We start from the raw sequence: 13,222 nt of genomic DNA on the forward strand, positions 1-13,222 counted from the left end.
GAAACCGACCTCCGTCGGTTCAGACCGACGGCGGCGGAGGGCCCACGCTCTCCTGCGGGTACGTGGGCCTGAGTGTCCTTCGGGGGTCGGTCTCCTGCAGCTCGGCGTGGGTGGCGCTGCGTCGGTCCAGCACCAGGGACGTCTCGGCACCGGTGCCGAGATCCTTGGCCGTCGCGTGCACCACCTGGTTCGCGTCGATGTCGAAGGTCACCTCGATCTGGGGCACCCCGCGGGGGGCCGGCGGCAGTTTCGCCAGCTCCAGCACCCCCAGCTTCTTGTTGTACGCCGCGATCTCCCGGTCGCCCTGGTAGACGGGAATCTGCGCGGACGGCTGGTTGTCCTCGACCGTGGTGAAGATGTCGGAGCGCTTGGTGGGGATCGTCGTGTTCGCCTCGATGAGCCGTGTCATGACGCCGCCCTGGGACTCGATGCCCAGCGACAGCGACGTCACGTCCAGCAGCAGGTCGTCGCGCAACTCCCCGGTCAGTACGGCGCTCTGCAGCGTCGCACCGATCACCACACCCTCCGGGATGATGGCCCGGATCGGCTCCCGGCCGCCCGCGAGCCTCCGCATGAGCGCGGCGATCGCCGGCATCCTGGTGGCTCCGCCCACCAGGATGAAGTGGTCGACGTCCGCCATCTTGTGGGTCTCGTAAGGGTTCTTCAGAGCCTGGTGGATCGGTTGCTCACAACGCTCCAGCAGATCCTGCGACATCGCCTCCAGCTGGGCGCGCGTCAGGGTGACGTCCAGATGCAGGGGCCCGTCGGGAGCCGTCGTGATGTAGGGCAGCCGGATGTCCGCGGCCGGAGCCTGGGACAGCTCGATCTTCGCCTGCTCCGCGGCCTCGGCCAGCCGCAGCAGGGCGGCCCGACCGGTGAGCCGGACACCGTGCCGGGAGGCGAAGTCGGCGACGAGACGGTCGACGATCCGCCGGTCCCAGTCACCGCCCCCCAGGCGACTGTCACCACTGGTGCCCCGGGTCTCGACGACCCCGTCACCGATCTGCAGCAGGGACACGTCCAGGGTGCCGCCGCCCAGGTCGAACACCATGATGAGTTCGTCCGCTTCCCGGCCGAAGCCGTAGGAGAGCGCGGCCGCGGTCGGTTCGTTCAGCATCCGGACCACTTCGAGGCCCCCGAGGGCTGCCGCCTCGGCCAGCGCCGCCCGCTGCACGTGGTTGAAGTAGGCCGGCACGGTGATGATCGCCCGGCCCACCCGCTCGCCCAGGTGGGACTCCGCGCTCTCGCGCAGGTCGGCGAGGATCCAGGAGGCCACCTCCTCGGCGGTGTACCTGCGGCCGGCGTACGGGAAGGTCCAGTCGGTGCCCAGCTCCAGTTTGACCCGGTGCACGGCGTTCTCCGGGTGCAGCGCGGCCTGTTCCCGCGCCGGCCGGCCCACCAGCCGCCGGCCGTCCTCGGTGAACGTCACGACGCTCGGCGTGGTGACCTCGCCGTGCCGGTTCGGCACCAGCTCCGCCTCGCCTCCGACGAAGACCGCCACCGCCGAATTCGTCGTACCGAAGTCGATGCCCAGGATGCGTCCACCGCCGGACGACGGCCGGGAGAGCCGGGCGGCGTCGGGTGTGCGCCGTGGCGGTTCGCCGAGGCCACGGCTGTACCAGAGCCGCTCGGCCTGGGCGCGGACCTGCGGATCACGGTCGTGGACCAGCAGAGTCAGGGCCTCCATGGCCGACTCCCGTATCGGACCGCGCCAGCTGCCGAGCAGCCGCTCCACCTCGTGGACCGCGCCCTGTCGCTGCCAGACGGCCCCGGTGAGGATCGCGGCGCGCAGCGAGTCGGGGAGGGTGGGGCTCTGCGGTGCACTCAGGTAGAGGCTGCCGGGGCTTCTGGTCAGGTAGAGGCTGCCCTCGGCGTTGTTGACGGTCCGGGTCGGGGTCTGGCTCGGCAGCCGGCTGCGGACGCGGTCGTGGACGAAGGTGTACAGCTCCTCGGCGGAGACGTACCCGTCCCCGTCCAGGTCCGCGGCGCCGTCCCGCAGTCCTTCCACGACGGCGGCGGTGAAGACCGACGGCTCCGCCCGCTCCCTGCTGCGCACCTCGCTCTCGTGGCTGTACTGCAGAGCGGTCGAGGAGGTGATCACGATCCGGCCGCGCCCCGAGAAGGGATCCGCCACGTCGACCGCCTCGGGTGCCCCACGGGTCCGCAGCCCCTTGGCGAACGCCCCGCTGTAGCAGCAGTCCAGCAGGAGGACGGCCCGGCGGCACGGGCTGTGCTCCAGCTGGTCGGCGACGAACTCGGAGGAGACGGCCGTAGCGTCCAGGTAGTCCCACTCGGTGTCCGAGGCGACGAAGTGGAGCCTGCCTCGCAGGTCCTTGCGGCCGTGACAGGACAGATGGAGCAGCAGGAGGTCCTGCGGCTGCGCTCGGGTGAAGAAGGACTGCACCGCCTTGCGGACCTGCAGGGCCGTCCCGTTCTCGACGACGGTGACCTCGAACTCGCCGATGGCCGGATCGCCCAGCACGCCGGCGAGCTGGTCGGCATCGGCGGCGGCGCCCGGGAGTTCGGTGAAGCGCGCGTCCGCGTAGTGCTGGTTGACGACGAGGAGTGCCGACTTACGCATCGGCGGCGTCGGCGGAACCGGTCGCGTCGGACGTGTGCCTCGCGGCGAAGAGCTCGATCGCACGGCGCTGGTCCGCGCGGGACGTCGAGGTCAGATGCAGTTCGTCGCCGTCGATCGTCATGTCGATCGATCCCGAGTTCCGGCGGGCCAGCCAGTCCTGGACCAGGGAGATCAGTCCCTTGAGGGCGGCGGTTCCGGTCGCGCTCACCAGGAGCGTCGTGTACACGAGGGACGCTGCCGCCCGGGTGCCGCCCGGAGCGGGGCCGACCGCCTGGTGGCTCACGGAGGACAGGTCCAGCTGGGACAGCTCCTCGACGAGGAGCGTCACGGCGTCCGCCGCCCCTTCCGGGTCCGCCTCGTCGGTGAACGCCAGCGTGGCCTCGAACGTGCCGTCGCGCATGTTGCTGTCTCCCCCCTGACCACCCGGGCCCCCATACCCGTGCGCATTCATGATGGCATGTCAGGCCGCACCCCGTCCCGCGCAGCGCGAAGGTGTCCGGTGGGCGGCACGGGGTGCGGGCGGGTGACCGGCGGGCTCAGGCCAGCAGGTCGATCGCGTCGATCGCGGTGCCGGCGCTGAGGAAGGACGTCGTGCCCGAGCCGCTCGCCACGTAGATCTTCAGCGTGTTGTAGGCGGTGGTGTCCGTCAGCCAGGCGGAGGCCGGCACGCTGTAGGTGAACGTGTGGTTGTTGCCCCGGTACGAGCCCACGGTCAGTGACCGGGTGCTCGGCTGGGTGGGAGGCGAGGGGACGGCCGAGGTCCAGGTGTCGTTGACGACGACCTGCGGCCGGCCGTTCGCGTAGGCCGTCGTCACGCCGATCCGCAGGGTGTGCGCGGCGGCGGCCTGGGCGGCCGTCAGCCTGAAGTAGACGACGATCCCGCTGTTGACGTCCTTCCACAGGTAGCAGGGGAAGGACGAGGTCTCGGTGCCGCTGCCGACGACCACGTTCCCGGTCCAGGACGCGGCCCGCACGTCCGACGGGTGCATGTACGTCATCAGGTCGGCGTTCTTGAACCCGCCCGGCGTACCGTCCCAGTTGTTGATCCGCCAGATGGCGGTGGCGTTGCCGGGGTCGTCGGAGGAGGGGACGGCGATGGTGTCGAGGGTGGTGGTCGCACCGGCGGAGACGGTCACCGAGGCGGTGTGCACGGCCAGTTCGCCCTTGAAGACGGTGAGGGTGTACGTGCCCGGCAGCACCCCCGCGATCGAGAAGTAGCCGTCCGACGAGCGCGCCGGACCCCAGTACTGTGCCGCCGGGTTGGCGAGGCCCACGGTGTACGGGTACGCCGTGTCCCGCCCCGTGATGCCGACGCCCGCGACCCGGCCGCGCCCGCCTGCCGCCACGTACCCGGAGATGCCGAGCGAGTCCGCCCACGGGGTGGTGAGGGTGCCCGGGTAGAGGGACGAGGAGGGTGCGCCGCCGTCCGTGAGGGCGATGACGTACGGGCCCTGGAGGCCGTAGCGCTCCGACTCGGTCTGGTTCTCGCCGTAGTACAGGATCTCGTACAGCCCGCCGCCGTCGGCACTCTGGTGGCGCAGGAGCGAGCGGTAGAACGGGCCGCCGGAGGCCTTCTCGTGGTTGCTGCGGACGATCCACAGGCCGACGCCGCCGGTGGTCCAGCCGATGTAGTCGTAATCCATCACCCGCAGCCTGGAGTAGTGCTTGGCGCGGGTCTGGCCGTCGGACTTCTCGAAGACGTCCGCGGACTCGATGACGGTGGGGGCGTAGGTGTAGGAGTCCGGCTCGTCGTTGAGGAACAGGCCGGCCTTCACGCGCACGATGTACCGGGTGGCGGTGACGGACGAGTCGGCCTTGTCGGTCCACAGGTAGACGTTGTTCTCGCCGCTGCGGGCCGCGTAGTAGTGCCTCAGCGTGCCGTACGCGACGGAGACCAGGATCGTCGAACCGGACTGGGCGATGGTCACCGTGGAGGTGCCGAGGCCCGACTCGACGTGTGAGTTCTTGCCGCCGTAGCCCTGGTACTCGGTGCCTTTGTAGACCAGTGAGGTGAGGTCGCCGTTGGTCTTGCTGACCTTGAAGACCAGGCCGGCGCCGGTGTCCACGACGTAGTCGGAGCCGTCGTCCGACCAGCCGAAGCTCGCCGCCGAGGCGGTCGTGGCGAGCGGTCCGGCGAGGGCGGCGGTACCGGCGGCGGCCGCGCCGGCGAGGACGAAGGTGCGGCGTCCGAGCGGTCTGCCGGTGGATCCGGACATGGGGGTGCCTCCTTCGGTGGGACGGGGGTGCGGGTGAGTGTGAGAGTGACAGCTGAATCGATATCGCGAAAGGGCTTTCGCTGTCACGGAGTTGGCAGTTTACGGAACTGGGTCCAGGGGCTGGAAAGCGCTTGCCAGCTTGGGGTACGGTCCGCGCCAGGTCATGTCGCCACGACGGAGGAGTCCCGCGTGAGACGTTTCAACGGTGTCCGTGCCGCCGCGCTCGCGGCGGCCGTCCTCGCCGCCGGCCTGACGGCCGCCCCCGCCGCCGGGGCGCACGAGCGGCTACCGTCCCCCGGTACGGAGAACTGCACCGCGACCGCCTGCCACTTCGACGTCCCGCCGGGCGACTACGACGTGACGGTCCGGCTCGGCGGCGCGGCCGCGTCCGCCACGAGCATCGGCGGCGAGACCCGCCGCTCGCTCCTCCCCGAGACGGCCGTCGCCGCGGGGCGGCACGTGACCCGCGGCTTCACCGTCGACGTCCGCACCCCCGAGGGCGAGCCGACGGGCCCGGACGGAACTCCCGGGCTGGACCTCACCATCGGGGGCCCGGCCCCGGCACTCGCCGGCATCAGCGTCACCCCCGCTTCCCGGCACACCCGGAAGCTGTTCCTCGTCGGCGACTCCACCGTCTGCGACCAGCCCGCCGACCCCTACTCCGGCTGGGGCCAGCAGCTCCCGCAGTACCTGCGCAGGGGCGTCGCGGTCGCCAACTACGCGGACTCCGGCGAAAGTACGGTGACCTATCTCCAGAACCCGCAACTCTGGGGTACCGTCCACCCGTTGATCCGCCCGGGTGACCTGGTCCTGATCCAGCTGGCGCACAACGACAAGACCACGGACGAGACGACCTACCGCGCGAATCTGGAGACACTGGTGGCGGGCGTACGGGAGAAGGGCGGGCGGCCGGTGCTGGTCACACCCATCGTGCGCCGCTGGTTCAGTGCCGACGGCACGCTGAACAACGACATCGCGCTTCTGGTCAACGGGCTCGGCGTCAATCATCCTGAGGTGATCCGTTCGGTCGCCGCCGCCGAGGACGTTCCGCTGATCGACCTCACGGCGAGGACCAAGGCGCTGGTGGAGTCCCTCGGCGTGGAGGGCTCCAAGGCGCTGTACCTGTACGACGAGAAGAAGGACAACACGCACACCTCCGCGTACGGAGCCACCGTCTACGCGGGCCTGGTGCGCGACGGACTGCTCGCCCAGCACCTGGTGCCCCGCGGCACCGTGCGGGCGGGATGAGCGCCTGGGGCGTCCCGACCGGAACCGGGGCGCCCCAGGTCTGCACGGCACGGGGTCCGGTACGGGATTCGGTACGAGGTCCGGTACGAACGAGGTCCGGTACGAAACTCGGTACGTACGGGGTCCGGTACGAGACTCGGTACGAGACTCGGTACGTACGAGGTCCGGTACGAGATACGGCGCGAACGAGAAAGGGCATCGATGCGACTGCCTCCTGAGGACCGCGGCCCCAGCCCGCGCACCGGCTGCACCCGCGCCCACTGGGAGGCGGCGGCCGACGCGCTGCTCGCCGCCGTCGAGCCGTACGCCACCCCGGACCGCGCCCTCTACCACCTCCCCGGCGACCACCAGAGCTGGTCGGGCCGGCTCTCCGACGGCCTGGAGGGGTATGCCCGCACCCTGCTCCTCGCGGCCTTCCGCCGGGACGAGACCGTGCTCCAGCGGTACGCGGACGGCCTCGCGGCCGGTGTGTCGGGTGTCTGGCCGCGCATCGAGGACCGCAGCCAGCCGCTGGTCGAGGCCGCCTCGGTCGCCCTCGCCCTGCGCCTGACCCGCCCCCTGCTCTGGGACCGGCTCGACGACGCCGTACGACAGCGCGCCGCGGTCTGGCTCGCCGACGCGCTGACCGCCGAACCCTGGCCGTGCAACTGGGAGTTGTTCCCGGTGACCGTCGGCGGCTTCCTGGCCGAGACCGGCCACGAGCCGGAGGCCGCGCACCGGGCGGTCGACCGCGGTCTGGCCCGCATCGAGGACTGGTACGTCGGCGACGGCTGGTACACGGACGGCGACGGCCGCAAGTACGACTACTACAACGGCTGGGCGATGCACCTCTACCCGGTGCTGCACGCCTGGCTCGCCGGCGACGAGAAGCTGCTCGACCTGTACGGCGGCCGGCTGGAACGCCATCTCGCCGACTACGCACGCCTGTTCGGCGGCGACGGCGCCCCCATGCACCAGGGCCGTTCCCTGACGTACCGCTTCGCGACCACGGCCCCGCTGTGGCTGGGCGCGCTCACCGGCCGCACGCCCCTGTCCCCCGGCGAGACCCGGCGGCTGGCCTCCGGAGCGCTGACGTACTTCCTGGACCGGGGCGCGGTGGACGACCGCGGGCTCCTGACCCTCGGCTGGCACGGCCCCGACACCGCCGTCCTGCAGGGCTATTCGGGACCGGCCTCGCCGTACTGGGCGAGCAAGGGCTTCCTCGGTCTGCTGCTCCCGCCCGAGCACGAGGTGTGGACGGCGACGGAGGAGCCGGGCCCGGCGGAGCGCGCCGACGCGGTCACCCCGATCGCGCCCGCCAACTGGCTGCTCCAGTCGACGCGTTCGGACGGCGTGGTCCGCCTCCACAACCACGGCAGCGAGGACGTCCGCTACGACCCGTACTACACCCGGCTCGGCTACTCGACCGTGACCGCGCCCTCGGCGTCGTTCGACAACAGCGTGCTCGTCGGCGACGACCCGAGCCGTACCCGGATCGAGCCACTGGGGGTGGGGGAGGGCTGGGCGGCCTCCCGGCACGCGGCCGGGGCGGGCGCCCGGGTGACCAGTGCGGTGCTCGTGCACGGGTCGGCCGAGGTACGGGCCTTCCTGGTCGCGGGGGCGCGGCCCGGGACCCCGGTCCGGGTGACCGGGTGGGCGGCCCCCGAGGGGTTCCGGGCCGAACTGCTGCCCGCCGTGGGCCTTGACGACGCGCTGAGCGGGGTCACGGGAGAGGACGCGACCCTGTTCGTCGCGCTGGGCAGGCTCACCGGGGCGGTGGACGCCGAGCCGCTGGGTGAGACGGTGACCGTCCGCGCCGCAGGGGAGCGGGAACTGACGGTGCGGTGGCGCGGCGGCCCCGGGCTCCGGGTCCGGTGGCACGACTCGGGCGTGGACGTGGAGCACACGGCGGAGAGCTGAGCCGCCCCGGCCGTGCTGCCGATCCGCAGGCGGACGTCGTCCCTACTCCCGGTCGGTGCCGAGGGCGTTGCGCAGGAACGTCGTGGCCTGGTCGATGGCACCACGGGTGGCCTCGGAGCGGCTGAGCGAGTTGAGCATCATGAAGTCGTGGACCGTGCCGTCGTAGCGCACCGTGGTCACCGGGACGTCGGCCGCGCGGAGCTTGGCGGCGTACGCCTCGCCCTCGTCGCGCAGCACGTCGGCCTCGTCGACGATCAGCAGAGCCGGCGGCAGGTCGGAGAGCTGCTCGGTGGTGGCCTGGTTGGGCGAGGCGGTGATCTCCGCGCGCTGGTCCGGGTCGGTCGTGTAGGCGTCCCAGAACCACTCCATCAGCTTGCGGCTCAGGTAGTAACCGTCGGCGAACTGGTCGTAGGAACCGGTGTTCATGGCCGCGTCCGTGACCGGGTAGTACATCGACTGCTGGATGAACGTGACGTCACCGCGTTCCTTGGCCATGAGGGCGAGCGCGGCCGTCATGTTCCCGCCGACCGATTCCCCGGCCACCGCCATGCGCTGTGCGTCCAGCCCCTTGGCGGCCCCCTCGCGGACGATCCACTGCGCGGTGGCGTAGCCCTGCTCGATGGCCACCGGGTAGCGGGCCTCGGGCGACGGCGTGTACTCCACGAAGACCACGGCCGCGCGGGCGCCGACCGCGATCTCCCGCACCAGACGGTCGTGGGTACCGGCGTTGCCGAGGACCCAGCCGCCGCCGTGCATGTACAGCACGACGGGCAGCATTCCGGTGGCGCCCTGCGGTTTGACGATCCGTGCCCGTACGTCGCCCACGGCGGCCGGCACGGTGATCCATTCCTCGTCGACCGGCAGTTTGTCGATCGGCGCGGCCTGGAGGTCGTCGAGGACCTTGCGCGCCGCGGCGGGGTCCAGCTCGTACAGGAACGGGTGGTGGGAGGTCGCTTCGGCGAGATCCCGTGCTTCGGGTTCGAGGACGATGGGGGCGATCTGGTCAGCCATGGGAGTGCTCCCTGGAAATCCGAGAACGGCATGGTCGGGAAGTCCGGGAAGGGCATGGGGGCCGGGCACGCCAGGCCGGCGCGCACCGCGACGCGACGGCGCCGATGCGGTGGCCGGCGGAACCTGCGCCCTGGGTCAGCCCCTCGGTGACGACCTCTCTCCACCATAATCACGGCTTCTCCCTCGCTGCATTCCCGGTGTGCGGCCGGTCGCTCTGCGTCGCCCCCCGCTCTGCCGCGCGCGGTCCGGCTCCGTCACCCGGTCGCGAGCAGTGCCCGCGCGACCCGGTCGGCGAACCCGGCCGGGTCCTCCAGGACGCCGAGGTGGCCGCCGGGGAACTCGGTGAAGGCCGCGCCGGTGTGCTCGGCGACGGACTCCGCGGTGCGGTGGAGGAGTTGGCCTTTCGAGTCGATCCCGGCAGCGATCGTGAGGCGGCGCAGGGCGGCCGGCGGCCGGTAGGCGGTGAAGGGGCCGAGGACGTGATCGAGGAAGACGGCCATCGGGGTCCCGGGGGCCGGGCGGGAGCCGCCGAGCTGCTCGACGAGCTCGGCGCGCAGCCGCTCGCCGTCCGGCAGCAGCGTGACGCACGGCGGCTCGTGCGCGACGACGTGCCGGAGCCGGTCCGGGTGGCGGGCCGTCAGGTCGAGGGCGGCGATGCCGCCGGAGCTGGTACCGAACACGTACGCCGACTCGCCGGGCGCCCGTACCTCCGCCAGCACCCGGTGCGCGCCCTCGCTCCAGTCGCGCACGGTCTGGTCGGCGACCGGGTCCCCGAGGCGGCCGTGGGCGAGGCCCAGCGGGTCGTACGTCACGACCGTGAAGTGCGGGGCGAGCCGCTCCGTGAAGGGGCCCAGGCCCATCGGGTGCCCGGCCCCGCCGGGGAGCACGAGCAGGACGGGGCCACTGCCGGTGACGTCGTAGTGCAGGTCAGACATGGTGGTCGGGTTCCTCACGGGGCCAGTTCTCGAGTGCGACGTGCAGGGCGTCGACGGCCCGTTCCCAGGAGGCGCGGACCTCGCGCGGCGCGTTGAAGCCGCCCGAGGCCTCCAGGGCGCAGTAGCCGTGGAAGGTGGCGCGCAACAGGCGTACGGCGTCGGTGAGATCGGGCTCGGCGAGGCCGTAGCCGCGCAGCATGCCGTAGGTGATCTCCACCGTGCGGCGCATGGCGCGGTTCTCGGGGTCGACGAGGGCGGGGTCGATGCGGATCCCGGTGGCCGCGTAGCGCCCGGGGTGGGCGAGCGCGTACGCGCGGTAGGCGTCGGCGTAGGCGGCCAGCGCGTCCCGTCCGGACCGGCCGGCCACGGCGACGGCGATCCCGTCGATCATCTCGCCGCCGGCCAGCAGGGCCAGCCGGTGGCGCAGGTCCTGGAGGCCGCGGACGTGCGCGTAGAGGCTCGCGTCCCGCACGCCGAAGCGGCGGGCCAGCGCGGACAGCGAGACCTGCTCGAAGCCGGCCTCGTCGGCCAGCTCGGCCGCCGCCGCGACCAGCCGGTCGGCGGTGATTCCGGCACGTGCCATGTGGACGCCTCCCTAGGGTTCCTAACAGTAATCCTAGAGCCCCTAGGTTTTGGTGCGCGAGCGATTATGGTGCCCGCCGGGCGGCACGCGTGTGTGGAGCGGCGCCGGTGCCGTGCGGGCGGAGGTCAGCCGTTCACCCCCGTGTAGTGCCCGAGCGCCCACCGCCACAGCCACCGCGACGCCAGGTAGGCCAGCAGCCCGACCAGGGGCGAGGCGGCCGCCAGCCAGTAGGGGACCACGGCGGAGTGGCCGTGTCCGGTGAGGACCGCGGCCGGGAGATAGGCGACGAAGGCCAGCGGAAGCCCGTAGGTCAGCAGTCCGCCGACCGCCCTGGGCAGCACGTTCAGCGGGTAGCTGCCGAAGGTGCCGAGGAGTTCCTCCAGCCAGCGGCTCCAGTAGTCGGCGGCCGGGTAGCGCAGCGAGGCACAGGCGACCACCGTGAACAGGGCCGCCTCCAGCAGCATTCCGCCCAGCACCGCCGCGATCAGGTACGAGACGCGGCCCGCCGACCAGTCGAGGTGACTGCGGCCGAGCGCGCCCGCCATCAGGCCGGCGGCCACCGTCAGGTCGCCGATCGCGTTGGTGGGGAAGTACTCCAGCTGCACCTGCCGGTGGACGGGCAGCGGACGCAGGAGGTAGGCGTCGATCCGGCCTTCCTGGATGTACCGGCCCACCCCGTGCACCCGGCCCAGCAGCAGCACGAACAGACCGTGCGCGAGCATCCGCGTGGCCGGGATGAGCAGGACGTCCGAGCTGTCCCAGCCGCCCATCCCGGTGAACCGCGTGAGCAGCACCGTGGCGAACACGATCACCGACACCTGCCAGACCGCGCCGATCGCGATCATCATCAGGAACTCGGTGCGGTACTCCAGCTGCGCACGGAAGTTGAGGCGCGTGATGCGCCAGGCGATCCGGACGGCGTTCAACGGCCTCAGCCTCCCTGGGAGATGACACGGCGGGCGGCTCGCCGCCACACGAAGCGGGTGAAGAGGTGCAGCGCCACGACCCAGCCGGCCTGGACGCCGAGCTGCAGACCGGCGTCCGACAACGGGATCCGGCCCACGTACAGGGACAGCGGCACACTCAGCGTCGCCTGGAAGGGCAGGAAGGAACTGAGCGTGATGAACCAGTGCGGGAAGAACCACAGCGGGGCGTACACCCCGGACAGCAGGTTCTGCGCGAAGACCAGGATGAGCATCGCGGCGCTGTTGCGCAGCGTCCAGAAGCAGAACTGGTCGATGAGGAGCATGACGTAGTACAGGACCAGCTGACCGAGCAGCAGACTGAGCGCGAACACCGCGGCCACCGCCGCCGAGCCCGGGGGATCCACCACCCCGACCGCCAGGCAGACCGCGTATCCCGCCGCCGCCCAGGCCAGCCCGTACAGTTGCTCGCCGACCGCGCGCAGTGCGTGATAGCGCTGGGGCGGCAGCGGCCGCAGGTACCAGTAGACGATCGTGCCGAAGTGCATGTGCTGCATGACCGAGTCCCGGCCCGCGTACTGGTCCAGCTCCCGCAGCCGGGAGGCGAGCACGGCCAGCACCGCGTAGGTGACCGCCTGCCCGCGGTCCAGGCCCGCGGTCGTACCCGACTGGGCGTACAGGCCGCGCCACAGCGAGGCGACCAGCACCACCTGCACGGTCAGCCGCAGCAGGACCCCGGTCATCCGGGGCGGGGTGTACAGCTCGCCCAGCGGGGTGACCCGCGCGGCGCGCCAGGCGTAGGGGAGGGCCATCTCAGGCCGCCTCGGCCTTGGCCTGCACGTAGGCCGCCCGCATGACGTCCTCCAGGTCCGCCTCGTCCACCGCGACGCCGGTCACCTCGTACCGCTCGATGACCTGCTTCAGCGCCTCGTGGACCGTGGGCGCGCCCGCGCCGTCCGGGCCGAACACCACCTGCGGGCCCGCCCGGTCGACCACGGCGATGCCGGGCAGCGGGCCGACCGGGGTGTGCGCGTCGGCGAGGGTGGCCCGCACCTGCCACGTCGAGCCGAACCGGCGGCGCATCTCGTCCAGGGTGCCGTCCAGCACCAGCCGGCCGTGGTTGACCAGCACCACCCGCTCGGCGAGCCGCTCGACCTCGGTCATGTCGTGCGTGGTCAGCAGCACGGTACGGCCGCGCTCGGTCACCTGGTACCGCAGGAACTCGCGGACCTGCTCCTTGACCACCACGTCCATGCCGATGGTCGGCTCGTCCAGGAAGACGACGGGCGGATCGTGCAGCAGGGCGGCGGCCAGGTCGCAGCGCACCCGCTGGCCGAGCGAGAGGTGCCGCACCCGGGTGTCCCAGAAGGCGGAGAGCTCCAGAAGGTCGTCGAACTCCCGTAGGCGTGCCGCGTGTTCGGCCTTCGGTACCTCGTAGATGTCGCGCAGGATCGCGAACGACTCGCGCACCGGCAGGTCCCACCACAGCTGGGTCCGCTGCCCGAACACCGCTCCGATGTTGCGGGCGTTGCGCTCCCGTTCCCGGTACGGCACCACGCCCGCGACCCGGGCCTCGCCGGAGGTCGGGGTGAGGATGCCGGTGAGCATCTTGATGGTGGTCGACTTGCCCGCGCCGTTCGGGCCGAGCAGGGCGAGGAGTTCGCCCGGGGCGACGTCGAAGGTGATGTCGGAGACCGCGTGTTTCTCGACGCGCTCGGGGTTGACCAGGGATCGCAGGGCGCCCGCGAAACCCGGGCGCCGGACGGTGGTGTGGAAGGTGCGGGACAGACCGCGGACCTCGATGTTTCCGGCCACGCTGGGGGACC

At 71.9% G+C, this 13,222-nt stretch carries 11 protein-coding genes; 2 read left to right on the top strand and 9 right to left on the bottom strand.

What is annotated here, in order from left to right; all coding sequences use genetic code 11:
- Positions 1-19 precede the first annotated feature (19 nt).
- From AB0472_RS26380 to AB0472_RS26390, 3 genes are all read right to left on the bottom strand, one after another.
- Entirely contained in the window at positions 20-2,581 is a 2,562-nt protein-coding gene (locus AB0472_RS26380) for an Hsp70 family protein (protein WP_366359609.1), read from the bottom strand.
- Entirely contained in the window at positions 2,574-2,981 is a 408-nt protein-coding gene (locus AB0472_RS26385) for a hypothetical protein (RefSeq protein WP_366359610.1), read from the bottom strand. The genes AB0472_RS26380 and AB0472_RS26385 overlap by 8 nt, the downstream gene beginning before the upstream one ends.
- A 136-nt stretch (positions 2,982-3,117) precedes the next feature.
- Entirely contained in the window at positions 3,118-4,797 is a 1,680-nt protein-coding gene (locus AB0472_RS26390; RefSeq protein WP_366359612.1) for a rhamnogalacturonan lyase B N-terminal domain-containing protein, read from the bottom strand.
- 189 nt (positions 4,798-4,986) lie between these two features.
- On the opposite strand from AB0472_RS26390, the gene AB0472_RS26395 reads away from it, so the two are divergent.
- Complete coding sequence (locus AB0472_RS26395) at positions 4,987-6,045, top strand: rhamnogalacturonan acetylesterase (RefSeq protein WP_366359614.1); 1,059 nt, start codon at positions 4,987-4,989, stop codon at positions 6,043-6,045.
- Between the two features lie 201 nt (positions 6,046-6,246).
- On the top strand, positions 6,247-7,944 hold the full coding sequence (locus AB0472_RS26400) for a DUF2264 domain-containing protein (RefSeq protein ID WP_366359616.1): 1,698 nt from the start codon (positions 6,247-6,249) through the stop codon (positions 7,942-7,944).
- Positions 7,945-7,986: 42 nt separating this feature from the next.
- On the opposite strand, the gene AB0472_RS26405 is transcribed toward AB0472_RS26400, so the two are convergent.
- The 6 genes from AB0472_RS26405 to AB0472_RS26430 all read right to left on the bottom strand — a co-directional run bounded on the left by AB0472_RS26405 (position 7,987) and on the right by AB0472_RS26430 (position 13,211).
- On the bottom strand, positions 7,987-8,955 hold the full coding sequence (locus tag AB0472_RS26405; protein ID WP_366359618.1) for an alpha/beta hydrolase: 969 nt from the start codon (positions 8,953-8,955) through the stop codon (positions 7,987-7,989).
- A gap of 254 nt (positions 8,956-9,209) precedes the next feature.
- Positions 9,210-9,890, bottom strand: a complete 681-nt coding sequence (locus tag AB0472_RS26410) for an alpha/beta hydrolase (RefSeq protein ID WP_366359620.1) — start codon at positions 9,888-9,890, stop codon at positions 9,210-9,212.
- Complete coding sequence (locus tag AB0472_RS26415; protein ID WP_366359622.1) at positions 9,883-10,473, bottom strand: TetR-like C-terminal domain-containing protein; 591 nt, start codon at positions 10,471-10,473, stop codon at positions 9,883-9,885. The genes AB0472_RS26410 and AB0472_RS26415 overlap by 8 nt, the downstream gene beginning before the upstream one ends.
- A 125-nt stretch (positions 10,474-10,598) precedes the next feature.
- Positions 10,599-11,399, bottom strand: coding sequence for an ABC-2 family transporter protein (locus tag AB0472_RS26420; protein ID WP_366359624.1), 801 nt, complete (start codon positions 11,397-11,399; stop codon positions 10,599-10,601).
- A gap of 5 nt (positions 11,400-11,404) precedes the next feature.
- Complete coding sequence (locus AB0472_RS26425) at positions 11,405-12,208, bottom strand: ABC-2 family transporter protein (RefSeq protein ID WP_366359626.1); 804 nt, start codon at positions 12,206-12,208, stop codon at positions 11,405-11,407.
- Position 12,209: 1 nt separating this feature from the next.
- Positions 12,210-13,211, bottom strand: a complete 1,002-nt coding sequence (locus AB0472_RS26430; protein WP_366359628.1) for an ATP-binding cassette domain-containing protein — start codon at positions 13,209-13,211, stop codon at positions 12,210-12,212.
- Positions 13,212-13,222 lie beyond the last annotated feature (11 nt).

The organism is Streptomyces sp. NPDC086777, assembly GCF_040702065.1.
Lineage (GTDB): Bacteria > Actinomycetota > Actinomycetes > Streptomycetales > Streptomycetaceae > Streptomyces.